The 22,099-nt window shown below is 69.6% G+C and carries 22 protein-coding genes; 10 read left to right on the top strand and 12 right to left on the bottom strand.

Features of this window, described 5'->3' with window-relative positions; translation table 11 throughout:
- The first annotated feature begins 90 nt into the window (after positions 1 to 90).
- Together IE226_RS04245 and IE226_RS04240 are read left to right on the top strand one after the other, a co-directional pair.
- Positions 91 to 228 carry a hypothetical protein gene (locus IE226_RS04245; protein ID WP_190079631.1) on the top strand — a complete coding sequence of 46 codons (138 nt, stop codon included), beginning with the start codon at positions 91 to 93 and terminating at the stop codon, positions 226 to 228.
- A 112-nt stretch (positions 229 to 340) separates the two neighbouring features.
- On the top strand, positions 341 to 1,108 hold the full coding sequence (locus IE226_RS04240; protein ID WP_190079630.1) for a MerR family transcriptional regulator: 768 nt from the start codon (positions 341 to 343) through the stop codon (positions 1,106 to 1,108).
- 97 nt (positions 1,109 to 1,205) lie between these two features.
- Here the strand turns inward: IE226_RS04240 and IE226_RS04235 are convergent, their stop codons facing one another.
- A complete protein-coding gene (locus IE226_RS04235) occupies positions 1,206 to 1,769 on the bottom strand; it encodes a GNAT family N-acetyltransferase (RefSeq protein ID WP_190079629.1) in 564 nt (187 codons plus the stop codon).
- 631 nt (positions 1,770 to 2,400) lie between these two features.
- On the opposite strand from IE226_RS04235, the gene IE226_RS04230 reads away from it, so the two are divergent.
- The gene (locus tag IE226_RS04230; RefSeq protein ID WP_229870475.1) at positions 2,401 to 2,889 is read left to right on the top strand and encodes a hypothetical protein; all 489 of its coding nucleotides are present in this window, start codon (positions 2,401 to 2,403) and stop codon (positions 2,887 to 2,889) included.
- A gap of 139 nt (positions 2,890 to 3,028) precedes the next feature.
- On the opposite strand, the gene IE226_RS04225 is transcribed toward IE226_RS04230, so the two are convergent.
- Positions 3,029 to 3,262, bottom strand: a complete 234-nt coding sequence (locus IE226_RS04225) for a DUF8825 domain-containing protein (protein WP_190079628.1) — start codon at positions 3,260 to 3,262, stop codon at positions 3,029 to 3,031.
- Between the two features lie 410 nt (positions 3,263 to 3,672).
- Here IE226_RS04225 and IE226_RS04220 point away from each other — a divergent pair, with 410 nt between their 5' ends.
- Positions 3,673 to 4,383, top strand: coding sequence for an alpha/beta fold hydrolase (locus IE226_RS04220; protein ID WP_190079627.1), 711 nt, complete (start codon positions 3,673 to 3,675; stop codon positions 4,381 to 4,383).
- 19 nt (positions 4,384 to 4,402) lie between these two features.
- Here the strand turns inward: IE226_RS04220 and IE226_RS04215 are convergent, their stop codons facing one another.
- Complete coding sequence (locus tag IE226_RS04215) at positions 4,403 to 5,029, bottom strand: ANTAR domain-containing protein (protein ID WP_190079626.1); 627 nt, start codon at positions 5,027 to 5,029, stop codon at positions 4,403 to 4,405.
- 401 nt (positions 5,030 to 5,430) lie between these two features.
- Here IE226_RS04215 and IE226_RS04210 point away from each other — a divergent pair, with 401 nt between their 5' ends.
- From IE226_RS04210 to IE226_RS04200, 3 genes are all read left to right on the top strand, one after another.
- Positions 5,431 to 6,174 (top strand): GAF and ANTAR domain-containing protein, encoded by a 744-nt coding sequence (locus IE226_RS04210; RefSeq protein ID WP_190079625.1) that lies wholly within the window; start codon positions 5,431 to 5,433, stop codon positions 6,172 to 6,174.
- On the top strand, positions 6,171 to 6,899 hold the full coding sequence (locus tag IE226_RS04205) for a GAF and ANTAR domain-containing protein (protein ID WP_190079624.1): 729 nt from the start codon (positions 6,171 to 6,173) through the stop codon (positions 6,897 to 6,899). The genes IE226_RS04210 and IE226_RS04205 overlap by 4 nt, the downstream gene beginning before the upstream one ends.
- A gap of 74 nt (positions 6,900 to 6,973) precedes the next feature.
- Complete coding sequence (locus IE226_RS04200) at positions 6,974 to 7,657, top strand: ANTAR domain-containing protein (RefSeq protein ID WP_190079623.1); 684 nt, start codon at positions 6,974 to 6,976, stop codon at positions 7,655 to 7,657.
- A gap of 96 nt (positions 7,658 to 7,753) precedes the next feature.
- On the opposite strand, the gene surE is transcribed toward IE226_RS04200, so the two are convergent.
- The 4 genes from surE to IE226_RS04180 form a co-directional block, all read right to left on the bottom strand.
- Positions 7,754 to 8,800: a 5'/3'-nucleotidase SurE gene (gene surE, locus IE226_RS04195; protein WP_190079622.1), complete on the bottom strand. Its 1,047-nt coding sequence runs from the start codon at positions 8,798 to 8,800 to the stop codon at positions 7,754 to 7,756.
- An 80-nt stretch (positions 8,801 to 8,880) separates the two neighbouring features.
- Positions 8,881 to 10,221, bottom strand: coding sequence for an MFS transporter (locus IE226_RS04190; protein ID WP_190079621.1), 1,341 nt, complete (start codon positions 10,219 to 10,221; stop codon positions 8,881 to 8,883).
- 210 nt (positions 10,222 to 10,431) lie between these two features.
- On the bottom strand, positions 10,432 to 11,463 hold the full coding sequence (locus IE226_RS04185) for a LacI family DNA-binding transcriptional regulator (RefSeq protein WP_190079620.1): 1,032 nt from the start codon (positions 11,461 to 11,463) through the stop codon (positions 10,432 to 10,434).
- 37 nt (positions 11,464 to 11,500) lie between these two features.
- On the bottom strand, positions 11,501 to 12,313 hold the full coding sequence (locus IE226_RS04180; RefSeq protein ID WP_190079619.1) for an SAM-dependent methyltransferase: 813 nt from the start codon (positions 12,311 to 12,313) through the stop codon (positions 11,501 to 11,503).
- Between the two features lie 292 nt (positions 12,314 to 12,605).
- Here IE226_RS04180 and IE226_RS04175 point away from each other — a divergent pair, with 292 nt between their 5' ends.
- Positions 12,606 to 14,345: a chitinase gene (locus IE226_RS04175; protein ID WP_229870473.1), complete on the top strand. Its 1,740-nt coding sequence runs from the start codon at positions 12,606 to 12,608 to the stop codon at positions 14,343 to 14,345.
- A 126-nt stretch (positions 14,346 to 14,471) separates the two neighbouring features.
- On the opposite strand, the gene IE226_RS04170 is transcribed toward IE226_RS04175, so the two are convergent.
- Together IE226_RS04170 and IE226_RS04165 are read right to left on the bottom strand one after the other, a co-directional pair.
- Complete coding sequence (locus IE226_RS04170) at positions 14,472 to 15,368, bottom strand: SigB/SigF/SigG family RNA polymerase sigma factor (protein WP_229870471.1); 897 nt, start codon at positions 15,366 to 15,368, stop codon at positions 14,472 to 14,474.
- A gap of 180 nt (positions 15,369 to 15,548) precedes the next feature.
- Positions 15,549 to 15,893 carry an STAS domain-containing protein gene (locus IE226_RS04165; protein ID WP_190079617.1) on the bottom strand — a complete coding sequence of 115 codons (345 nt, stop codon included), beginning with the start codon at positions 15,891 to 15,893 and terminating at the stop codon, positions 15,549 to 15,551.
- A gap of 753 nt (positions 15,894 to 16,646) precedes the next feature.
- On the opposite strand from IE226_RS04165, the gene IE226_RS04160 reads away from it, so the two are divergent.
- A complete protein-coding gene (locus IE226_RS04160) occupies positions 16,647 to 17,966 on the top strand; it encodes an amidohydrolase family protein (protein ID WP_229870561.1) in 1,320 nt (439 codons plus the stop codon).
- Positions 17,967 to 18,022: 56 nt separating this feature from the next.
- Here IE226_RS04160 and IE226_RS04155 read toward each other — a convergent pair whose 3' ends face one another.
- The 3 genes from IE226_RS04155 to IE226_RS04145 all read right to left on the bottom strand — a co-directional run bounded on the left by IE226_RS04155 (position 18,023) and on the right by IE226_RS04145 (position 21,531).
- Positions 18,023 to 19,564 (bottom strand): MFS transporter, encoded by a 1,542-nt coding sequence (locus tag IE226_RS04155; protein WP_229870470.1) that lies wholly within the window; start codon positions 19,562 to 19,564, stop codon positions 18,023 to 18,025.
- A 123-nt stretch (positions 19,565 to 19,687) separates the two neighbouring features.
- Positions 19,688 to 20,515 (bottom strand): GntR family transcriptional regulator, encoded by an 828-nt coding sequence (locus tag IE226_RS04150; RefSeq protein ID WP_190079616.1) that lies wholly within the window; start codon positions 20,513 to 20,515, stop codon positions 19,688 to 19,690.
- Between the two features lie 227 nt (positions 20,516 to 20,742).
- Entirely contained in the window at positions 20,743 to 21,531 is a 789-nt protein-coding gene (locus tag IE226_RS04145; RefSeq protein ID WP_229870463.1) for a SigB/SigF/SigG family RNA polymerase sigma factor, read from the bottom strand.
- A gap of 317 nt (positions 21,532 to 21,848) precedes the next feature.
- Here IE226_RS04145 and IE226_RS04140 point away from each other — a divergent pair, with 317 nt between their 5' ends.
- Positions 21,849 to 22,076 (top strand): DUF5133 domain-containing protein, encoded by a 228-nt coding sequence (locus IE226_RS04140; protein WP_190079614.1) that lies wholly within the window; start codon positions 21,849 to 21,851, stop codon positions 22,074 to 22,076.
- Positions 22,077 to 22,099: the final 23 nt, after the last annotated feature.

Here is a 22,099-nt window from a genome sequence, read left to right as displayed (position 1 = left end):
GCAACGCGTGCGTACCTCCGCAACACATGCTCCGCGAAGGAGAGTGCATATACCCGGCAACCATGCCGCTTTCACCAAGGGACTTTCAGAATGCCACGTTCGAGCCGCAAGAGCCCGGTCCGGGAAGAGGACAGCAGGCACCCCGCTCTCGCCATGGCCACCGCAGCCGTGTCCGGCGCGGTGGGTGCCGTCCTGGCATGGCTGCTGGAGGCGATCCCCTGGCCGTGACGGACCGTGGCAGACGCCTGCCGCCGGTATCCGGCTTGCGCTTTCCGTTGCGTCAACTTCTACGGTCTTCTGTGGGGCCGGAAAGACTGGCCCGGCGATGGGAGGCAGGGCAATGGCCTGGTCGATCGCGGATGTGGCCCGGATGTCGGGCGTGACGTCCCGGACACTGCGGCACTACGACGAGATCGGCCTGCTGCCACCGGCGTGGATCGGGAGCAACGGGCACCGCTACTACGAGGAAGCCGGGCTGCTGCGCTTGCAGCAGATCCTGCTGATGCGTGAGCTGGACGTGGGACTGCGCGAGATCAGGGCGGTCCTGGAGAGCCAGGCCGATCAAGTGGCCGTACTCCGCGAGCATCACAGACGGCTGCTCGCGGAACGAGATCGGCTGGAAATGCTCGCCCGCACGGTCGGCCGCACCATCGCCGAACTCCAGGAAGGCGAGGACAACAACGACATGGTGAAGATCAACAGGCCGGAGAACCTGTTCGAGGGCTTCGAGGCCTCGAACCCCCGGATCGATGCCGAGGTCCGGGAGCGGTGGCCCCGGGCCTGGGAGCAGTCCCGGCAGGCCGTCGAGGGGATGACGGCCGAGGACACCGAGCACTACCAGCGCGAGGTGACCGCGCACCTGATCCGCATGGCGGAGTTCATGGCGGCCGGCACACCGGTTGCCGACGGCGCGGTGCAGGACGCGGTGGACGCCCAGTACCAGTTCGTGTGCCGGTACTGGACCCCGAACGCGGCCGCATACAAGGGGATGGGGGAGCGCTTCGCCGACGACCCGCAGTCTCGCGCGAACTTCGACAAGATCGCCGAAGGCCTTGCCGACTACCAGCGCGATGCGATGGTCTTCTACGCCGATGCCCGGCTGAGCTGACCGGCGGACCCGCTCGCCGGGGGCTGCAGACCCCGGCGGCAACGGCAATGCCCCCGCCACCCCTGACGCAAACGCCGACCGGCCGCGCACACCCCGCCTACGGCTGCTTCCACTGCTCCCGGGTGATCTCGTACCGTACGCCTCCCCGCTCGGCACCCTCGATCAACTCCATGTCCGCGGGCATGGGGATGGTGCCCGCGAGTGTCATCTCGAGCTTCTCCATGACGTTGCGCGAGCCCTGGTTCACCGACATCGTCTCGGCCCAGACCATACGCACACCGAGCTCCGTGAATGCCTTGCGCAGCAGGGCCCGCGAGCCTTCGGTGGCGTAACCCTTGCCCCAGGCCGCCTGCCGCAACCGGTAGCCGAGCTCGACTTCGTCCGGCGGACCCTCCTGCTTCGGCCGGAGGATGAACCAGCCGGTGAACGTGCCGTCCTCCTTCTCGTGGGCGGCGAACAGTCCGAGGTCGCCGCCCCACTTCTCGTAGCCATCGAGGATCCTCGGCAGGTGGCGCTCGCGGATGACCTCCGGCGCGGTCGGCTCGCCGCCGCTCAGATAGCGCATCACCGCCGGATCGCTGTCCAGCTCGATCAGGAGGTCCGCGTCATCGGCAGTGAAACGGCGCAGGGCCAGACGCTCGGTCTCCAGGTAGGTGTCCATGGGCCGATCATGTCTGACGCAGGTCGGGCGGCCCAATGGTTTTGGGTGTGGATGGTTTTGAGTGTGGCCCGGGTCCGCTTGACACGTGTTGAACGAACGTTGACCAGGGGTACGTAGGGCCGGTACCGATCCTGTCGCAGGCGAGGACCGGTTCAAGTCGACGGGTTGTGTCCGTGCCTCGGCCAGTCAGGATCGTCATCGGCGACCGGAAGTTCCTGATGGCCCTCGTCCCACGGGTTGGTCCAGCCGCACACTCCGCAGGCGTAGCGCCCGCTGATGCCTGACACCTGCGAGCCGCAGCCTCGGCAGTCCGTCGTGGTGATTCCCGAGGGCTCCGAGGGCTCCGCGGCCGGCGTGGGGGGTTGATCTGCCGTCATGTCGTCGACCCTACCCACGAGACAGGCCCTGAACGGGTGATGGGACCACACTGTCCGCAGGCCCAGGAGCCGTCCGGACCCTGCTGTGCCGCGCCTCCGCACGATGGGCAGTTCACTGCGCTCGGCCTCCTTCCCCCGACGACCGTCGTGCACTGTTCTCTATGGCTGCCCAGCAGATGAGGTGATATGCGAACGGCCGTCCGTATCAGGCCAGCAACTCTGCCTTCTCGGCGGCGAGTTGAGAGACTGCTGCCATGGGATCTTGGGGAAGCTTGGGGCCGGCGTTGTTCTCTCTGGCAGGTGTTGTGCTCGGTGCGGGCGGGTCGCTGTTCGGCCAGTATCTGGTGACACGGGCGAGCACCCGGCAGTCGGAGATCGAAGAGGCGGCCGTGCACCGTGCGGAATTGAAGCAGGTGATCCTGAAGTTCCTGAGTATCGCGTCGCGGGTGGAGAAGGCGGTGCTCACGCCTCCGCACGCCGACGTCGGCGCAGCCGGTACTGCGATCGAACCCCTCGTCGATGACCTGTGGCTCGCGCAGGCGGAGATCGACCTGTCGGCCAGAAGCGAGCCTCTGCGAGGTGCTGCCTATCGGTACGCGGCCCGCCTGGCCGAGGCGGCCCGGGGCGAGCTGACCGACGCGGCTGCGCTGCGCGCGCCGCAGGTGCAGTTCTTCGACGCCGCGTATGCGGACATGTGGCCCGGTCAGCGACGGGCGGCCGGGGGGATCTCCACGCCCCGGTGAGGCGCGGCCGGAGGTGAGGCGAGCATTCCGTGGGGTGGCGGGGCCGGGGCGTCGGCGCCCCCGGCCGTCCCTGGAGCCTGGCGCCGGCGGGCCGCCTGCTGTCCTTCGGAGCGCACCGCATCCAGATCCGCGTCGCGCGTCACGAGCCCGTCTGCGTTCGGGCGCGGGCAACCTCCTTCAGGGCCACCCGCGCGGCCGGTGTTCCGGCAGGTGTCTCCCAGAAGGGATGCCCCACGACGCGGCGGGAGAGTTCCAGCAGGCGGCGGCGTGCGGAGGTACGCGATCCGGCCGGGGCGAGGGCCAGCTCGTCGTAGGTGAGGTACCAGGCGGTCTGAGCCTCGAGAAGGTCCTTGGGGAAGTGGTCACGGTCCATGCCCCTCAATAGATCATACGTTCGATTTCCGAGGCAAAGTCGCGGACCGGGGGTGAGGACTCCTTGATCGTCCGGTGGGCCCCGAGCCTCTCTGGTCTCAGGGGGGGCGGGCGGCTGGTCCTCCGGCCGAAGCGGCTTCGGCGCGCCCGCCGGTGGGGCGATCTTCGCGTACCGCCGAGTCGTGGTCGGGGCCGATTGCCGAAGACACCCGCCGCGCCACCGGTGAAGAAGTGCGGGACCAGGCCCGGCCTGCGCCCGCGGGCGCGAAGGCGCGCCGCACCCCGGAGGCGTGTGCGGGTCTCTTGCCTGCCGGGCGTTCTGTGCTCAAGGATGCTTACACGTGTAATCACCTTGTAGGCACCTGATGTGTAAGCACCTGGCTGATCACCTCTGCAGAAAGGCTTCCGTCGATGAAGCTGAACGTCCATGACAGCGGTCCCCGTGACGGCGCCACCGCCGGTGACAAGGTCGCGCTGCTGATCCACGGCGGCATGTCCGACCACCGCACCTGGCATGCGGTCGAGGAGTACCTCGTCGGTCTCGGATACCGGGTCGTGGCCCCCGATCTGCGCGGCCATGGTCACAGCCCGCGCGGCGAGTACCGTCCGGAGCTGCTTGCCGGGGACCTGGTGGAGAACCTGCCGACCGGCGCCGATGTGGCGATCGGGCACTCGCTGGGCGGTCTGTCGCTCGCCCTGGCGGCGTCCAGGCTGCGCCCGAAGCGCGCCGTGTACTGCGACCCCGGGTTTCTGCTGGGCAACCTGCCGGCCGGGGCGATGGCGGGCATGCGGCAGATGGTCGCCTCGGCGACAGCCGAGAGCGTCCGTGCCATGAACCCGCGGTGGTCACAGGAGGATGTGGCGGCGGAGCTGGCGGGCTTCTCGCTGTTCGACCCGGAGTTTCTGTCTGCCGTGGAGCGCTTCGAGCAGCAGTACCTCCCGGAGTCGGCCGTAGTGCCCTCGTTGGTGCAACTGGCCGATCCCAGCCTGTGCATCGACTCCCGGGGCGTGGCGCGTCTTGAGGAACGCGGCTTTGCGGTGTGCCGGGTGCCGCGGGCGGGGCACTGCATCCACCGCGACGACCCGCAGGCATTCCTGAAGTCCCTGGAGGGCTGGATCTGAGCTTCTTCGCTGCGGTCCTTCAGGGGTTGCTGGGGTCCGGCGGGGGGAGCTGCGGCAGACGCAGGCCGTCGTGGACGATGGCCTTGGCGAGATCATGCAGATCGCTCTGACCGGCGTGAGCATGGGCACGCAGCAGTGCCAGTGCCTGGCTGGTGGTGACCTGGTGGCGGGAGCTGATCATGCCGGTGGCTTGGTGGACGACGGCGTCAGCCGGCAGGAGCCAGGTGTCGGCGGCGTCGTTCTGGCCGGGGCGGGGAGTGGTGAGGAGCAGGAGGTCGGCGGCGTGTACGTGGGTGCGTACGGTCTCCACGTCCTTCTGGGACAAGGGGCCGGGCCGATCGCGGTAGACGGACAGGACCAGGCCCGGCTGAGGGCCGGTGTGGTCGGGTTGGGTGACGGTGCAGAGCGCGAAGGCGGCCCGGATGCCGTTGGCGCGGGCACGTTGGGCGTAGACGGGCCAGGCCCCGGTGAGTTCCGGGTCGTCGAGGTCGGGGACAAGGACCGCCCTGCGCCGGGTGAGCGCCTCGATGCACGGGCCTTCCCCGAGGTTGATCTGCAGGGCTTCACCCCGAGCGGCCAAGGGGCCCTCTGCGGCAAGGGAGACGCGTTGGGCGAGGACGGCGTCCACCGCCAGCGTCAGGCCCACCGAGCAGGCGTTCCTCAGCTCCTCCCTGCACGACCGTACGAGGCTGCTGGGGGGATTGGGGCGATCCAGGTGTAGGGCGGCCAGCTCGACAGCTGTCGTCCGGGAGGCCGTCACGGGAAGAGAGCGAAAGAAGGAAGGGATGGGGAGCGCGAACTCCGAAGCCTGAACATGACGGTGCTTCCGATCTTTGGCACTCAACTGCCGATGCTGCCCGTGATCGGAAGCCAATGTCAGGGGTTGTCGTGCGAGACGAACCATCTGCTTTGTCGGGGACAGCCTTGCCGTCCACTCTACGCCCGCCGAGCCGAGCGGCGCAGGGTCGACCTCGTCATCCTCTTGTCCGCATAGACTGGCCGTGCCGTTTCTCGGACGGGTTCGATCAGGCAGGAGGGCGGCGGACCATGGCCATGGACGACCTTGCTGCCGTACTGGAGAGCTTGCGCCCGGCGCCCGGCAGCGGGGGGATGGCCGGCGTGGATGCCCAGCGGTGTGCCCGGGCGCTGGGCGTCGACGGGGTGGCCGTGTCCGTGACACCCGGCAGCGGCCTGAACGAACTGCTGTGGGTGACCCCCGGTGCCAGTACGCGGCTCGAGGATCTGCAGTTCACGCTGGGGCAGGGACCGGGCCCGGAGGTCGCCTCGTCCGGCGCGGCTGTCGTGGTGCCGGATCTGGCGGCGGAGCCGGCTGCCCGGTGGCCTGTCCTGCTGCCCGAGGTTCTGGCTCTGGGGATCGGAGCGGTGTTCTGCCTGCCGCTGCGTCTGGGAGAGGTCTGCCTCGGCACGATGACTCTGCAGCGGGCGAGGCCCGGACCGCTGGCGCAGACGCCGATGAGCGACGCGCGGATCATCACGCACGCGCTGACCGCCGCGCTGGTCAAGGACGAGCAGTCATGGGATGCCTTTGCCGCCGCACATGACAGTTCACACTTCTACCGGGCTGCCGTGCACCAGGCCACCGGGATGGTCAGTGCGCAGGCGGGCGTGTCCGTGGCCGAGGCATTGATCCGGCTGCGGGCGTACGCCTTTCAGCAGGGACGGTCGTTGCTCGAGGTCGCTGAGGACGTCGTGGCCCGACGGGTGCACTTTCGCGATGATGATGGAGATGAGCCGGGCCCCGCGCCCGGCGGAGGGACTGAGGGGCCATGACCCGAGAAGAACGCCTGCTGGCGGCCGTCATCGACGCCGTCGACACACTCGTCGACGATTTCGACCTGATCGACTTCCTGCACACCCTGTGTGATCGCTGCGTCGAACTGCTCGATGTGTCGGCGGCAGGAGTCATGCTCGAAGACCCCGGAGGTGAACTACAGCTGATCGCTGCCTCCGACGAGCACACCCGGCTGCTGGAAATTTTTGCCCTGCAGCACGACGAAGGCCCCTGCGTGGAATGCCACCGCAGCGGCATTCTCCGGCTGAACATCGACCTCACCTCGCCGGCGGAGACGGGTACCTTTCCCGTCTTCGCGGCCCGCGGTCGCGAGAGCGGTTTCGTCACCACCCACGCGCTGCCGATGCGCCTGCGCGATACGGTCATCGGCGCGCTGAACCTCTTCGACACCCGCCGGCAGAACCTTTCCCCGGCGGACGCGCGGGTCGCCCAGGCGCTGGCGGACGTGGCGACCATCGCCATCCTCCAGCACCGCACCGCCGCCCACGCCAACCAGCAACGCGCCCAGATGCACGCGGCCCTGAAAAGCCGTATCGCCATCGAACAGGCCAAGGGCATCCTCGCCGAACGCTGGAGCACCACCGTCGACGAGGCTTTTGACGCCCTGCGCCGCCATGCCCGCTCCCACCGGCTGGGCCTGACCATGGTCTGCCGTCAGATCATCGACGGCCAACTTCCCACCGACGCCATAGACCGGCCCTGACCCGCACCCGCCTGCAAGCCCGGCGATTCGTACAGGCCGCCCGGCCCCCGACCGCTACGTGTGATGAGGCACCGATGGATGACGACCATGCCGCCGCCTGGCGCCGGATCGGCGCCGCTGCCAGCGGCATCAGCCTCGCCTCCGCCGCCCGGGCCTGCGCGGCCGATCTGGCCGTCGACAGCCTCGGCGTGAGCCTGGTCGCCGCCGGTGAACTGCGCGTCATGGGCTACGCCAGCGACGAGGACGCCCGGCTGTTGGAGGATGCCCAGCTCACCGCAGGAGAGGGCCCCTGTACCGACGCGTACGTACAGCGCACCCTCGTCGAAGAAGCCGACCTGCACCAGGCGTTCGAGCGGTGGCCGGCCTTCACCCACGCCGCAGCCGGGCACCAGATGCGTTCCGTAACGGCCCTGCCCCTGGCCACCGGCCACCTGTGCCTCGGCGCCCTGGACCTCTACCGCGCGGCGCCCGGTCTCCTGACCGCCCGGCACAAATCCCGGGCAAGGGCTTACGCCCGCATTCTCGCCCTGCTCGCCTTCGACGAACACCCCCACCTGCTGACCGCCGCGCACCGAACCACCCAGCCCGGCCCGCAGGGTTTCCCTCCCAGCGTCCACCTGGCCGCCGGTGTCCTCGCCGAGACGGAGCAGCTTCCCCCGGACGACGCCCTGGCTCGTATGCGCGCACACGCCTTCCGCCACGGCCGGTCCCTCCACCAGACGGCGGACCACATCCTGGCCCACCACACCCTCGACTGACCCGCAGCGGACCGGAGCCTCGCGGCCGGATTTGGTCTGCCTTCCGAGACAGCTGAGGGCCAACAGCGCGCAGTGGGGCGGCGGTTGGGAGTGTCTTCAGCGCCCGTCGCGTACGAAGCGTTCGAGTCCCCGGGTCGCCCGGCCGGTGTGTGTGCGGTCCGGGCTGACCGGTGTCACGGTGACGTAGCCCTGCTGGAGCAGCGTGAAGTCCGCTCGGTGCTTGGTCTCGGGGCGGCAGTCCGGTGAGCCCGCAACGCACAGTCTTGAGCCGATGGTGAACGTGTCGCCCGTAGCCGTGTAGTGCAGACCGACGATCTTCTGCGTGCCCACGGACGTCCAGGCCGTCCCCCGAGGCCGCTGCCGTTCCGCACGGTGCGGATAGTTCACGTTGATGACGTACTTCGATGCGAGCAGGTCACGTTCGCGCAGACCGACGATGAACTCGGCCCCGAACGTGGCCGTCCGGCGGTAGGTGTGGTCCGCCACCTCGAAGGAGTCGGCCACGGCGGGGGCGTAGGCGCTGTTGAGGGCGACGGCGGGTACGCCCTCGTCGATCGCGGCGAGCGCGGCACCGAGCGTGCCCGACTCGTTGACGACAGAGGCGACGTTCGGGCCGAAGTTGCTGCCGGTGACCACCAGGTCCGGGCCGTCCTTCCAGCCGGCCTTGGCGGCGAGCCCGCCGTTGATGCCAAGGCGCACGGTGTCGGCGGGCGTCGCGCTCGGTGTGGACGTTCCGCAGGGCGCCGCCCCCTTGCAGACGCCGTACACCGCGCCGCCACCGGGTGCTCCCGAGCAGTCGTTCGCGTACCCGGCGGGCAGCGCGGTCCGTCGCTCGACGGTCAACCGGCCACCGCTGGTGGCGCTGGTTCCGGCGCCGCTCTGGTTGGCCCACGGAGCCATGACGACGACGTCCGCGCCGGCCGCGCACAGGGCGCGTCGCACCTCGTACAGGCCCTTGCCGTCGGAGGCGTCGGGGCGGGCCATCTGCATCGAGTCGTCGTTGCTGAGCAGGACGCGCAGGCCGGTGAGCGAGGGCCGGACAGGTCCGGTTTCCGGTCGGCCGTGGGCGGCCTGCGCCTGTGTGCAGGCGAGCAGCATGGCGCTTGTGGTGGCAAGGGCGGCGAGTGTTCCGCGTCGGTTCATGGTGAAGCTCCTCAGAAGACGGTGGCGGATGGGGCAAGTGCCGGAAGGGCGGGCGGTGTTGCGCGGGACGCCGGAGGGGTTCACCGGACGCCGCGCACGCGCAGTACGCCCAGCGCGCCGATGAGCGAGAAGAGGGCGGCGATGGGGAAGAGGGCTTCGTAGCCGCCGGCGGCGACTATCCAGCCGGCGATGGAGGGAGCCAGGATCTGCGGGCCGGCGTTGGCGATGTTGATGACGCCCAGGTCCTTGCCGGCGTCCTCGCTGCGCGGAAGGACCTTGGTGATCAGGGCCATGTCGACGGCCATGTACACCCCGAAGGCCAGTCCGCCGGCGATGTTGTACGCGAGCATGCCGTTCTCGGTGGGCCACAGCATCGGCAGGGTCAGCGCGAGCGCCGCGGCGATCCCGGACGTCAGCACGAAGGGCTTGACCCTGCCGACGCGGTCGGCGATCGGTCCTGCCAGGACGGAGGCGATGACCGTGCACAGGGCGTTGACGATCATCAGGAAGCCGACCGTCGGCAACAGGTCCTGCGCTGGGATCTTGATGTGCTCGGCGAGCAGGAACATGTTGTAGGTCAGGACGATGAAGTAGCCGAGCATGACGCCGAGACGCGAGAGGAACGCCCAGCCGAAGTCGGGGTGTTTCCGGGGACTGACCCAGAAGTTGGCGAGGAATGCTTTGAAGGAGAACCTCTCGTGGGGCAGGGCGCGCGCGTCCCGGTCCGGCGACACGATCACGAAGACGGCGGCGGCCGCGACGACGGCCAGCGCGATCAGGTAGTACCCGTTCTCCCCGGCGAACCGGCCGCCGAAGCCGCCGATCACTCCGTCCAGGCCGAACCTGCCGCCCGGCACACCGCCGATCACCAGCGCCGCTGCCATCGTGCCGAGCGGTATGCCAAGGCCCACCAGTGCGGAGAAGGTGCCGTACTTGGCGGGCGGTACCCGGTCGGGCAACGTGGCGGTCAGGGCGGCCTGGTAGCCGTTCATGATGAACTGCACCACGCCCCAGCTCAGTCCGAGCATGGCGATGCTCGTGGCGTGCGCCTGTGCTGTCAGGGCCAGGGCCCCGAGGAAGGCGCAGAGCAGGATCCAGGGGGCCCTGCGGCCGAGGCGGGAGCGGGTGCGGTCGGAGAGCTGGCCGAAGACCGGGTTGCCGACGGTCGCGAGTACAGCGCCGATGGTGCTGGCCGTGGACAGCGCGGCGGTGTCGTTCGTGCCGGTGATGCGCGCGACCTGGAGAGGCAGCAGGAAGCTGCCCACGCCGAACCAGAGCAGATACAGGGCGACGTTGGCGACCGGCAGCGTGAGGTACAGCAGGCGCAGCCGCGAGGCGGTGACGGGATCGACGCCGTTTGCGCTGCCCGCACGATCTGCCGCGGCGGCTGCGGGCGCGTCTGCAGGAAGTGAATGAGTCATGAGGGGCCCCTTGGAAGGCGATTCCTGAGAGAACGGGACGCGTCTGGGGGCACGCGTTCCGCAGGAGCGTAGATGACACGTGTAACCAGCGGAAGGTGTCGTACTGCCCGCGATGGTTTCGTTACTTGAGGCGGTGGTGCCCGTATACCGAGGCCGCGTTGAGGAGTTGAAGGAACGCCAGGGGCGCCAGGAGCGCCAGGAGCGGCGGGGTCAGGCGGATTCGCGTACGACGAGTCGCGCGCGGAGCATGTCGTGTGTTTCCGGCGGCGTTTCGGGGGCGCCGATGAGCCGGTCGAGCAGCTCGGCGATCTCGCGCGAGGGCATGTAGTCGAGACGGACGGTCGTGAGCCGGGGGCGGAGCAACCTGCCGATGAGCAGATCGTCCGCGCCCACGACCGCGATGTCCTCCGGCACGCGCACGCCGGTGTCAAGGAGTGCGCGTACGGCCAGCGTGGCGTACTCGTCGTTGTACGCGAACAGGCCGTTGACCCCGGCGGCCGCGCATTGACGGGCCCAACTCGGCGCCGCTTCCTCGTCGAGTGCGAGCTCCTGCCGTACGACGGTGCCCGCGCCATGGGCCCGCACGGCCCGCTCGGCACCGGCAAGGCGGGGCTCGGCGAATCCGCGCAGCGAAGGATCGGCGGGCATGATCACGCCGAGGTTCCCGCGGCCGGTCGCCAGCAGGTGACTGGCCGCGCGGAAGCCGACCTGCTCCTCGTCGGTGATGAGTGCGTGGGCGCCCGCGACCGGCTCAGGGCCGAGGCCGAGTACGACCTTGACGCCGGCCTGGTGCAGTACGGCCACCGCGTCCTCGTCCAGGCTGTCGTCCATCAGCGACAGCACCGCGTCGGGCCGCAGCTCGGCCCAATGCCGGCCGGCCGCCGCACCGCGGGTCCCGGTCGGGCCGTACAGCACGGCCGTGTGGCCCAGATCCGACAGTGTCTGCTGCAGCTCGGAGAATGCCCGCGCGAACAGCTGCCCGACCGTCACCGCCGGCGCGGTCAGCAATACGATCCCGCTGCGCCCGGACCTCAGGGCCCGCGCCGAGGCGTGCGGCACGTAGCCGAGCTGACGGGCCGCCTCCCGCACCCGTGTGCGCGTCCCTTCGCTGACCCGTCCGCCCTCGGTGTTGTTGAGGACATAGGAGACCGTGGCCCGTGACACTCCGGCGGCACGTGCCACATCACTACTGGTGGGCGGGGTGCGGACGGCGCGGGGCGGGGGCGGGGCCATGGCGGTCATCTTCGCAGAGGAGGGGCCCATGAGCCCGACCCCCGGGTCAGGGTTTGCGGGCGAGGGCGCCGAACTGCGGGAGCACGGGACCGGAGTCGGGCTCGGCGCGCCATCGCGAGCACGACACCAGGCCGGGGGCGACCAGGTCCAGGCCGTCGAAGAAGGAGCTGATCTCCGCGCGGCTGCGGGCGGTGATCGGCGGGGTGGCGTTCTCGTTCCAGAACGCCATGGCCTCGACGTTGCCCTCGCCGCCCAGGTCGGTGTCGGTGGTGGGGTGCGTCAGGGCGAGGTAGCTGCCGGAAGGGACCGAGGCCATGATCCTTCGTACGATGTCCCGTGCCTCGTCCGTGTCGAGGACGAAGTTGAGGATGCCCAGCATCATGACCGCGACGGGCTGGTCGAGGTCGAGGGTGGCCGCCGCGCCCTGCATGACTTTGTCCGGGTCGCGGACATCGGTGTCGATGTAGTCGGTGGCTCCCCGGGCGGTGCCTGTCAGCAGGCTGCGGGCGTGGACCAGCACGATGGGGTCGTTGTCGACATAGACGATCCGGGATTCGGGTGCGATCCGCTGGGCGATCTCGTGGGTGTTGTCGAGGGTCGGCAGGCCGGTTCCGATGTCAAGGAACTGCCGTACCGCACAGTCGGCGGTCAGGAATCGGACCGTGCGGCCGAGGAATCGGCGGTCGGCGCGTGCCACGTCCCGGATCACCGGGAACATCGTGGCGACCTGGTCGCCCACGCGTTGGTCGATCTCGTAGTTGTCTTTTCCGCCGATCCAGTAGTTCCACACGCGTGCGTTGTGCGCGACCGCGGTGTTCAGCCTGCCCGACACAGCTGACGGGTGCTGGCTCTCCCTCACGTCATCTCCCTTTCTCGTTCGCCCACGAGGTGTTCCGGACGGGCAACCGCCGTGACGGCAACGAATTGTTGGTCATTGTGGTGTACGTAGATCACGGTGTCCGGTGAACGGGGGTTCCGGAGGAGGGGTTTCGTGGTGCCTCCGTGTGCTCCGCGTTCGAAATGTCTGACTCCGGCGTCGGCGCGTTTCGCCAGAGGTCTTGACAACTCGATTGGTCTGGACCAGCTTTGCGCACAGTAGCGGTGGCCACCGGCTCTCACCCTCGTTCTTCGCTTCTCCCTGGAGGCATTCCGTGGACCGTGTACGTAAGGGCAGATCCGGCGTTCGCCGGAGAATCGGCGCAGCGATCGCCGTCGGTGCGGCCACGGCACTCGCCGTCACCGCGCTTGCCGCGCCCGCGCAGTCGGCGGACGCCGGGGTGGCGGACTCCGCGGCGGCGGACGTCAACGTCGCCAAGAACGCCGGGTTCGAGTCGGACCTGAGCAACTGGACCTGCGCCGCAGGCAGCGGCGCCGCCGTCACGTCACCCGTGCACGGCGGGGCGAAGGCGCTCAAGGCCACGCCGTCGGGGCAGAACCACGCCGAGTGTTCCCAGATCGTCAAGGTGAAGCCCAACTCGACGTACAAGCTCAGCAGTTGGGTGCAGGGCTCCTATGCCTATCTGGGTGCCCGCAGTACCGGCACCACCGACGTGTCGACCTGGACGCCGGGCAACTCGTCCTGGCAGCAGCTTTCCACCAGCTTCACGACCGGCGCGAACACCACGTCGGTCACCGTGTACACGCACGGCTGGTACGGGCAGAGCGCGTATCACGTGGACGACGTGAGCGTCCTCGGCCCCGACGGGGGCGGCGGCACCGACCCGGTGGAGATACCGGCTGTGCCCGCCGGCCTCAAGGCGGGCACGACGACATCCACGTCGGTCGACCTGTCCTGGACCCCGGTGTCCACGGCCACCGGCTACACCGTCTACCGCGACGGCACGAAGGTCGCCGCGGTCAGCGGCGCTTCCGCCACCGTCACCGGACTTGCGCCGGAGACCACCTACAGCTTCCAGGTGAGCGCCACGAACGCGGCGGGGGAGTCCGCGAAGTCGACGGCGGTGTCCGCGAAAACCGCCAAGGGGGACGGCGGCGGAGACGGCGGCACCGTACCCAAGCACGCGCTGACCGGCTACTGGCAGAACTTCGACAACGGCGCGACGGTGCAGAAGCTGCGGGACGTGTCCTCGCAGTACGACATCATCGCCGTCTCCTTCGCCGATGCCACCACCACGCCCGGCCAGATCACCTTCAACCTGGACCCGGCCGTCGGCTATGCCTCCACCGCCGACTTCAAGGCGGACATCGCCGCGAAGAAGGCCGCGGGCAAGTCCGTGATTCTCTCGGTCGGCGGCGAGAAGGGCACCATCTCGGTCAACAGTGACGCCTCCGCGACGGCGTTCGCCGACAGCGCCTACGCGCTGATGCAGGAGTACGGGTTCAGCGGCGTCGACATCGACCTGGAGAACGGCCTCAACCCGACCTACATGACCAAGGCGCTGCGCCAGCTCTCGGCGAAGGCGGGCCCGAAGATGGTGCTCACGATGGCGCCGCAGACCATCGACATGCAGTCCACCTCCGGCGGGTACTTCCAGACGGCGCTGAACGTGAAGGACATCCTCACGGTCGTCAACATGCAGTACTACAACAGCGGGTCGATGCTGGGCTGCGACGGCAAGGTCTACAGCCAGGGCAGCGTGGACTTCCTGACGGCGCTCGCCTGCATCCAGCTGGAGGGCGGCCTCGACCCGTCGCAGGTCGGCATCGGCGTGCCGGCGTCGACGCGCGGCGCGGGCAGCGGCTATGTGGCCCCGTCGGTCGTGAACAACGCCCTCGACTGCCTGGCCCGCGGCACCGGTTGCGGCTCCTTCAAGCCGTCGAAGACGTACCCGACGCTGCGCGGCGCCATGACGTGGTCCACGAACTGGGACGCGACGGCGGGACACGCCTGGTCGAACTCCGTCGGCCCGAAGGTCCACAGCCTTCCCTAGCGGACGGCCTGGCGGGGCGCAGACATCCGGGCCCCGCGGCATTCCGGGCTGCGGCTCGGCCCTCCCGAGCGGGGGCCGGGCCGCACCGCAGTGCGGTCCGTGCGCACTGTGCGGGCAAGGCGCCGCTCACGGTCTCGTCTTGGTGGCGCCCCGCGGCGTGGGGACGGTGCCCGGGTCCTTCGTGTGCGGCGGCGTGCTGTCCGTTGCGCACGGTCGGCCGGATCGCCGCCCCGGCGCGGGGGAGTGCGGCTCGCCTGCCCGGGAGTACTCGCGGACCCGGGCGCAGCTGCGGAGGATGAGGCGGGATACGTGCATCTGGGAGACGCCGATTTCCTCGGCGATCTGTGACTGCGGCATCTCTTCGAAGAAGCGCAGGTAGAGAATTCTGCGTTCCCGTTCCGAGAGTCGGGCAAGGCCCTCCCTGGCGGCTTCGCGGTCGGTGGCCAGGTCGTAGCCGGGATCGGTCTGTCCGAGGGTGTCGGCGAGAGTGAAGCCGTCGCCGTGCTGGGCGGTGTCGGCGTCCAGGGACAGGCTGCTGTTGCGATCCCAGGCCTCCATGCCGTGGTGCACTTCCGGCAGGGTGAGTCCTGCCTGCGCGGCGATCTCTTCGAGGTCGGGCTCGGCGGGGTGGTCGGGCCGGTTCATCAGGTCCTGGCGGACGCTGCGGACCCTGTTGCGAAGTTCCTGGACCCGGCGCGGGACGTGCACGTCCCAGCTGTGGTCGCGGAAGTGGCGGCGCAGTTCGCCGGTGATGGTGGGGACGGCGTAGCAGGCGAAGGCGCCGCGGTCGGGGTCGTAGCGTTCGACCGCTTTGATCAGACCCAGGGCCGCGACCTGGACCAGGTCCTCCATGCTCTCGCCCTTGTGGCGGAACCGGCCGGCCAGGCGGCGGGCCATCGGCAGCCAGGCCTCCACCAACTCCTCCCTCAGCGCGTCGCGTTCGCGGCCCGCACGAGTGACGGCCAGGTGGCGGAAGGTCTGCTCGGTGGCGGGAGCGTCGTCATAGGGATACCGGGCGGGCATGGGGATGCTCCTCATCGCGGTCGGGGTGACCAGGGTGGGGGCGCCTGGTCTTCACCTTGAGCAGCACCTGTTGTCCCAAGCACTCCAACGACCGTCTGCCCCTCGCTTTTAGGGACAAACCACCCATTCGAACCCCTTGTGGGCGACAGTGAACTCGCCTCCCGCCCTGCCGCCGCTCGTTCAGGTCTTGGCCGCGCAGGCGTGATCCGTCGACGGGTAGATGTTCAAGACCCGGTCGGCGCCCGTGACGTGCAGCACGCGCATGAGCTGGGGTTGGGGTGCCGCCACGCGCAACGCGGTGGAGTGATGGAGGAGCAGGAGCAGATTCAGGGCGGAGGAATCGGCGAACGTCACCGCGCCCAGGTCCACGACGAGCGTGGGAACCGCCGCAACCGCAGCCTGCGTCGCTCGATCCAGCGGAGCGATGGAGTCGGCGTCGAGCTCTCCCCGGGCTGCCACGACCCAGGAGCCCTCCCGTGCGTACTGCTCCACGGTGAGCCGGGGACGGCCGACGCTGCCGGACATAGGTCAACTCCTGACGTGCGGGGACTGGCCGCGTGGGAACAGTCGCTTCCTCACCTCTGCCCATCACTACACGGCCTTGACCCTGCGTGGCTGCCACTTTGCGGGAAACCCGACTGCGCGTGGGGGTGCGCCCGTGTTTGCAAGGCGCTTCCCGTGCTCTGCGGTACTTCGATGTACGTTTCCGCTGTTCATTCCCTTGCCATATGGCTTTCGGGTATGCAGGCTCTCGGGCTGCCCGGCCTACGCCATGTTTCGGTGAAGTTACGCCACTTCGGGCAGGTCGGTTGTGCGGCTTGACCAGGGGCTCGGTGATTGCGCGCGACGGTTGCGCCACCTGTCCTCTCGGGCACCTGAATGCCGCATGCCGGAAGTCTTGTTCCACAACCGAGGGTCGTCCTAGGGTCGGGCCACTCCGCACGACCGGCCTCGCGTAGGGCTGACGACGGATTTCGCCGTATGTACGGCGCACTGCTGTCGCCCGCACGCGGAGTCCGGCGTGCGTGGAATCAGGACTGCGCAGGCATGTGAAGGGCGAGTGAGTTGACGAGCGAGCAGCAGGACGAGCAGTCGGCAGAGCAGGGGCAGGGCGAAGGGCATGAGCAGGGGCGGGAGGGTGTGGGGGCGCAGCCGGGCAGACGCGGAATTCTCTTCGGGGCGGGGTTGGCGGGAGCCACCGGGCTCATCGGTGTTCCGGCCGCCGGGAGCGCCGGCGCGACCACACGCCCCGCAAGCAGGGCCGGCACTTCCGGTGCGGTGCGGGCAGAACAGTTCAACGGGGCCCGGAAATTGCTCGTACCGGAGCTGCTGCTGCTGCCGGAGGGGCCGAAGCGCGGCCAGGCCGTGCTCGTCGACGGCACCAAGTTCCGGGCGGTGGGTCCTGCGCGCGAGCTCATGGCCGCGCATCCCGGCCTGCGGCCGGTGCGGCTGGACAACCACTTGATCATGCCGGGCTTCGTCGACGCACATCATCACTTGACGCAGAGTTTCGGCAAGGCCCAGTCGTTCGGGCAGCCTTCGGAGATCTTCAAGACGATATGGGAGCCGCTGGAGCACGCCCTCGACAAGGAGAGTGCCTACATATCCGCGAAGCTGGCCTCCCTGGAGGCGCTGCGTGGCGGCTTCACGACGGTCGCCGATGCCGGGACGCGGGCGCCGGTCGACGTGGCCGTGGTCGCGAAGGCAACGGAAGAGGCCGGTGTCCGGTGCGTCCTGTCCAAGGTCGTTTCTGACGGCAAGGGCGGGCCGGAACATCTGCGCCGGTGGGAAGCGCATCCGCTGATCCACCCCTCACTGGCCATTCCCGTGCCCGAAGACGCGCCCGCGAGAACACTCAAGCGGACGGCGGACTTGTGCCGTGAGGCCGGCGCGGTGTTCCAGATTCACGTCAACGAACACCTGGCCTCCGTGGAGAGGTCGTTGAAGAGCGTGGGGCGGCGGCCGGTCGAGTACTTGCGTCATCTCGGGGCGCTGGGCCCGCATACGCTCGGCTCGCATGCCACTCTGCTCACGCCCGGCGAGATGCGGATGCTGGCCGACTCCGGAGCGGCCATCAGTTACAACCCCGTGGCCAGTGCCTGGAAGGGCAACGCCGTTGCACACGCCACGATGCTGGCCGCGATGGGGGTGCGCTTCGGTACCGGCACCGACGGCACACGCGGCGACGGATTCCGTCTGGTGGACGCCGCGGAGACGGCGCAACGGCTTGCGTACGGCATCGCGGCGGGGGATTCCTCGTGCGGCGCGGGACGGCTGTGGCTGGAGCACGCGACGTCACTCAGCGCCGACGCGCTCGGTCTCGGCAAGGTGACCGGGGAGATCGCGGTGGGCAAGGCCGCGGACTTCCTTGTCGTGGACGTCAACGTCCCCGAGCTCACCCCCTCGTGGGACCTGGAGTGGGAACTGGTGCGTCTGGCGAACCGCGACCAGATCACCGCCGTCGTGGTCGACGGCAAGCTGCGGTTGTGGGAGGGCTGGCCGCCGGACTGGGACGGGCGCGCACTGGTGGCACAGGCGGCGAAGACCGGTCCCGAGGTGGTGCGTCGCGCCGGCCTGCAGCGGGTGGAACCGCGGTAGGTGTAGCCGGGGGCCGGGAGGCAGCACGGGGGCCGAGGAGACGGCCCCGTGCTGCCTCACCTCCGCGACGGAAGCCACCATGCGACAACGAACGCGACCAGGGTGACCGCGGCGGCCAAGGTCAGCGTCGCGGTGTGCAGGCCCGCGGTGAACGCGTCGACGACCGCCGTACGCAGGTGGGGGTCGGAGGTGCGGGACGCGGCTTGCGCGACCGTCGTCGGCCGGTCGGGGCCCGACAGCGTGGAGGGGAGGCGGGCGGTGAAGACGGCAGTGGTGATGGTGCCGGTGACGGCGATGCCGACGGCGCTGCCCAACTCCCTTGCAAGGCTCTGCACCGCGGACCCCGTTCCCGCCCTCTCGGGAGGCAGCGCACTCATCATGGCGTGCGAAAGCAGCGGACTTACGGTTCCGCAGCCGAGCGCGGTGAGCCCGGCACCCAGGGCATAGAGCGCGTAGGGGGTGCGGGCATCGGCTGCCGAGACCACGCACAGCCCGGCGGCCAGTACCAGCATCCCGGTGAGGACGGTGCCGCGTCGGCCACAGACCCGCTCGAGCAGCAGGCCGAGGCGCGGACCGGCAAGGAGCGCCACGGCCATCGGCAGCAACCGCAACCCGGCCTCAAGCGGGCCGTATCCCTTGGCGTACTGCAGATATTGGCCGTTGAGGTAGAAGAGGCCGAACATGCCCGCGAAGAGCGTGGCCATCCCTGCCGCGCCCGCCCGTACGGCCGACCGCGCGAAGATCCGAGGGTCCAGAAGCGGGTCACGTGCACGCAGTTCGTGCCGGGCCCAGGCGGTCAGCAGCACGACCGCCGCCGTGCCGGCGGCCAGCACCGGCGGGGCGCTCCAGCCGGACTGCGGGCCGGAGACGATCGCGTAGAGCAGCGCCAGGAAACCGGCGGTGAGCAGGGTGCCGGCGAGCGGTGCGGCGGGGCTCGGGCGGCGGGCGGTCACGGGAGCCACGGCGGCGACCAGGAGCAGGGCGCCCAGTGCGAGCGGGATCAGGCAGATGAAGAGGGTGCGCCAACTGCCGTACTCGATGGCGGCGCCACCACCCACGTTCCCCAGGACGGCGGCGAGCCCCGTCATGGATGCCCACACCCCGACAGCCTTGCGGCGCGACTGCTCGGGCAGGCCCTCGACCAGCAGGGCGAGGGTGGTGGGCAGCACGGCGGCCGCGCCGGCCCCACTGATCATGCGCCCGGCGATCAGTACGCCGACGTGCGACGCTACGGCACAGATCACGGCGCCGAGCGCGAAGACTCCCATGCCGCACATGAGGGTTCCCTTGCGGCCCCTGCGATCGGCCAGTGCCCCTGCGGGAACCAGCAGGCAGGCGAAGATGACGACATAGCCGTCCACGACCCACACCACGGCCTGAGCGGAGGGGCGAAGCTCGTCCGCCGACAGGTCGGGGATGGCCAGATTGACGGCGGAAACCATGCCGATCACCAAGGTGACGCACAGGCACATGGCCAGTGTGGTCAGCGTGGGCGGACGGTGCGGGCGCCGTTGGGCGGCCTGTGGGGGAGGGGCGGCGGACGCGGGGCGAAGGTCGGTGGTCGGAGCGGTGGCGGGGGCGGGATCGGCGTGATCCAACGAGACCTCCGTGGAAGAGGAACTGGGCGCGGCGCGTCGCACGGCGTACCTGATGAGACGGCGTACCTGATGCGACGCCGGAACCCCGTCACGAAGGCGTGCCCGCGGTGGCCGGCGATGCGGTTACAGCAGGGAGCTGTCGGCGGGTGCGGTGTGCCCGGCCGCCCGGTCGAGAGTGGCGTGCAGCGTCAGCCGGTCCCCGCGCAGATGAAGGAACTCCAGGTCGGCGGGGCGTCCGTCGGCCAGGAGGGTGAGGCGTTCGACGGCGAGGAGCGCGCAGCCCTCGGGCATCTCGAGGACCGCGCAGGTCGCCGGGTCGGGGACCGTCGCGTGGACGGACACCTCGGCCGAGCCGAGCGGCGTGCCCGTCGCGGTCTCGATCAGATCGAAGACGTCGTGGTTCTCCAGCGTGCGCGGCGTCCTGCCGGCGTGTGCCAGCAGGGGTTCGCCCACCTCGGGGATGAGGTAGGTGCAGTCCAGGGAAAGGGGGATGCCGTCCACCCGACGCAGCCGCTCCAGGTAGACGGCCTTGCTCCCGTCGGGCAGGGCAAGCCGACGGGAGACCGTGAGCGGCGGCCGGATGACGCGGGCCTCGCGCACCTCGTTGACGACCTCGCCGTGCCGCTGGAGCACCTCGGCGAGTCCCGACAGCGCGCCCAGCGGATGTTCGTAGGCGCGGCCGACCACGACCGTGCCCACGCCCCGGCGGCGTTCCACAAGACCTTCGTCACGCAGGAGCCCCAGCGCCTGGCGGACAGTGTTGCGGGAGGCACCGAACTCGGCGATCAGGGCACGCTCATCGGGCAGGACTCCACCGAAGAAGGCGCCGCGCATGACCTGCCTGCGCAGCACGCTGGCCACGGTTCGGGCCCGGTCGGCCCGCGTCAGCGGCACGGCGGACCCGGCCGCCTTCTCCTCTTGTTCCTCCCCCTTCGGCTTCTGATCGGGCATGGCTCCCTCGCGGTGGATGTGTCGGTACCCGGCGCGGGCGACACGTCGCGCCGGGTACCGACGCTAGGCGAGCAATATTGCCGCGAAGTTACGCCACCCCATGTGACCTGCATTGATTCCGTGACCTGGGGCTTTGCCGGGCGGCGAGACGGGTGCGCCACCAGCACGGAGCGGGGGGCGAAGGGGGAAGGGCGAGGGGCGGGGCGGCGCTTTTTGGGCGGGTGCGTTCAGGCGGCCTGCTGGACAGCGTTGCGGGTGGCGTCTACGCGGACCTTCTCGCAGCTGCGGGTGATGAGGCGGGAGATGTGCATCTGGGAGACGCCCATTTCCTCTGCGATGCGGGACTGCGTCATGTCCTGGAAGAAGCGCAGGTAGAGGATGGTGCGTTCCCGCTCGGGGAGCTTCTTGAGGCCGTCCTTGGCTGCTTCCCGGTCGGCGATCAGGTCATAGCCGGGCTCTGCACGGCCCAGCGTGTCGGCGAGGCTGTATCCGTCCTGCGCGGTGCCGATTTCGGCATCCAGGGACAGGCTGCTGTAGCTGTCCAGGGCTTCCAGTCCCTCGCGCACCTCCTCCAGCGTGAGTCCTGCCTGCGCGGCGATGTCTTCGAGACCGGGCTCGGCACGCTGGCCGGGCTGCTGCATCAGGTCCCGGCGGACGGTGCGGACCTTGTTGCGCAGTTCCTGGACCCGGCGCGGGACCCGTACGTCCCAGCTATGGTCGCGGAAGTGGCGGCGCAGCTCCCCGGTGATGGTGGGGACGGCGTAGGCCTCGAAGGCGCCGCGGTCGGGGTCGTAGCGTTCGACCGCTTTGACCAGGCCCAGGGCCGCGACCTGCTTGAGGTCCTCCAGATTCTCGCCCTTGTTGCGGAACCGGCCTGCCAGACGGTGGGCCATGGGCAGCCAGGCCTCCACCAGCTCCTCGCGCAGCGCATACCGTTCGTGGCCTTCGGACGTGGCAGCGAGGCGGCGGAATATCTCTTCCGTGGCGGGGGCGTCGTGGTGGCGGCGAGCAGGCATCGAAACACTCCTCATCACTGTGATCAGCGGGGGCGACCAAGGGCCCGCAAGCCCTGGTCTTTCCTTGAGAAGCGCCTGTTGTCCCAAGCACTTGCTGACCGCCTGCCCCTCGCCCCCGGAGACAAACAGCCTGAATCACCGGCGGGTATACGCCGGACCGGGGACGGAACTGAGCCTCGTTCCCGTGGTCCTGAGGGTCCGGCCCGTGGTCCTGAGGGCCCGGGGCAACAAGGCGATGGTGCGGGTGAATATCGCTTCGGCTTCGGGGCACAAGGTGCGGCGCGTACCCCTGGTAGTGGCTTTGAAGGAGGCCCCCGATGCTGATGGCACACCCGGTCGTGCTGAAGAACTTGCTCCAGCAGTACGAAACGCTGAGCGCCCTGCATGCCGAGAACGGCACCAAGGAAGCACGTCAGCGCATGGAAGACGTCGCCTACACGCTCTGCGTATCGACCGGGACCCGTCACATCGACGCAGCCCTCATCGCCGCACGGGGCCGACTTTCCGCGCCTCACCTCGAAGGCGAAGCCGTTCCCACCGCCTGACGGCCCAAAGCCTGACGGACGGG

The organism is Streptomyces longisporoflavus (genome assembly GCF_014649775.1).
Classification (GTDB): domain Bacteria; phylum Actinomycetota; class Actinomycetes; order Streptomycetales; family Streptomycetaceae; genus Streptomyces; species Streptomyces longisporoflavus.
Note: the sequence above shows the minus strand (reverse complement) of the source record. Positions and strands in the feature narration are given on the sequence as shown.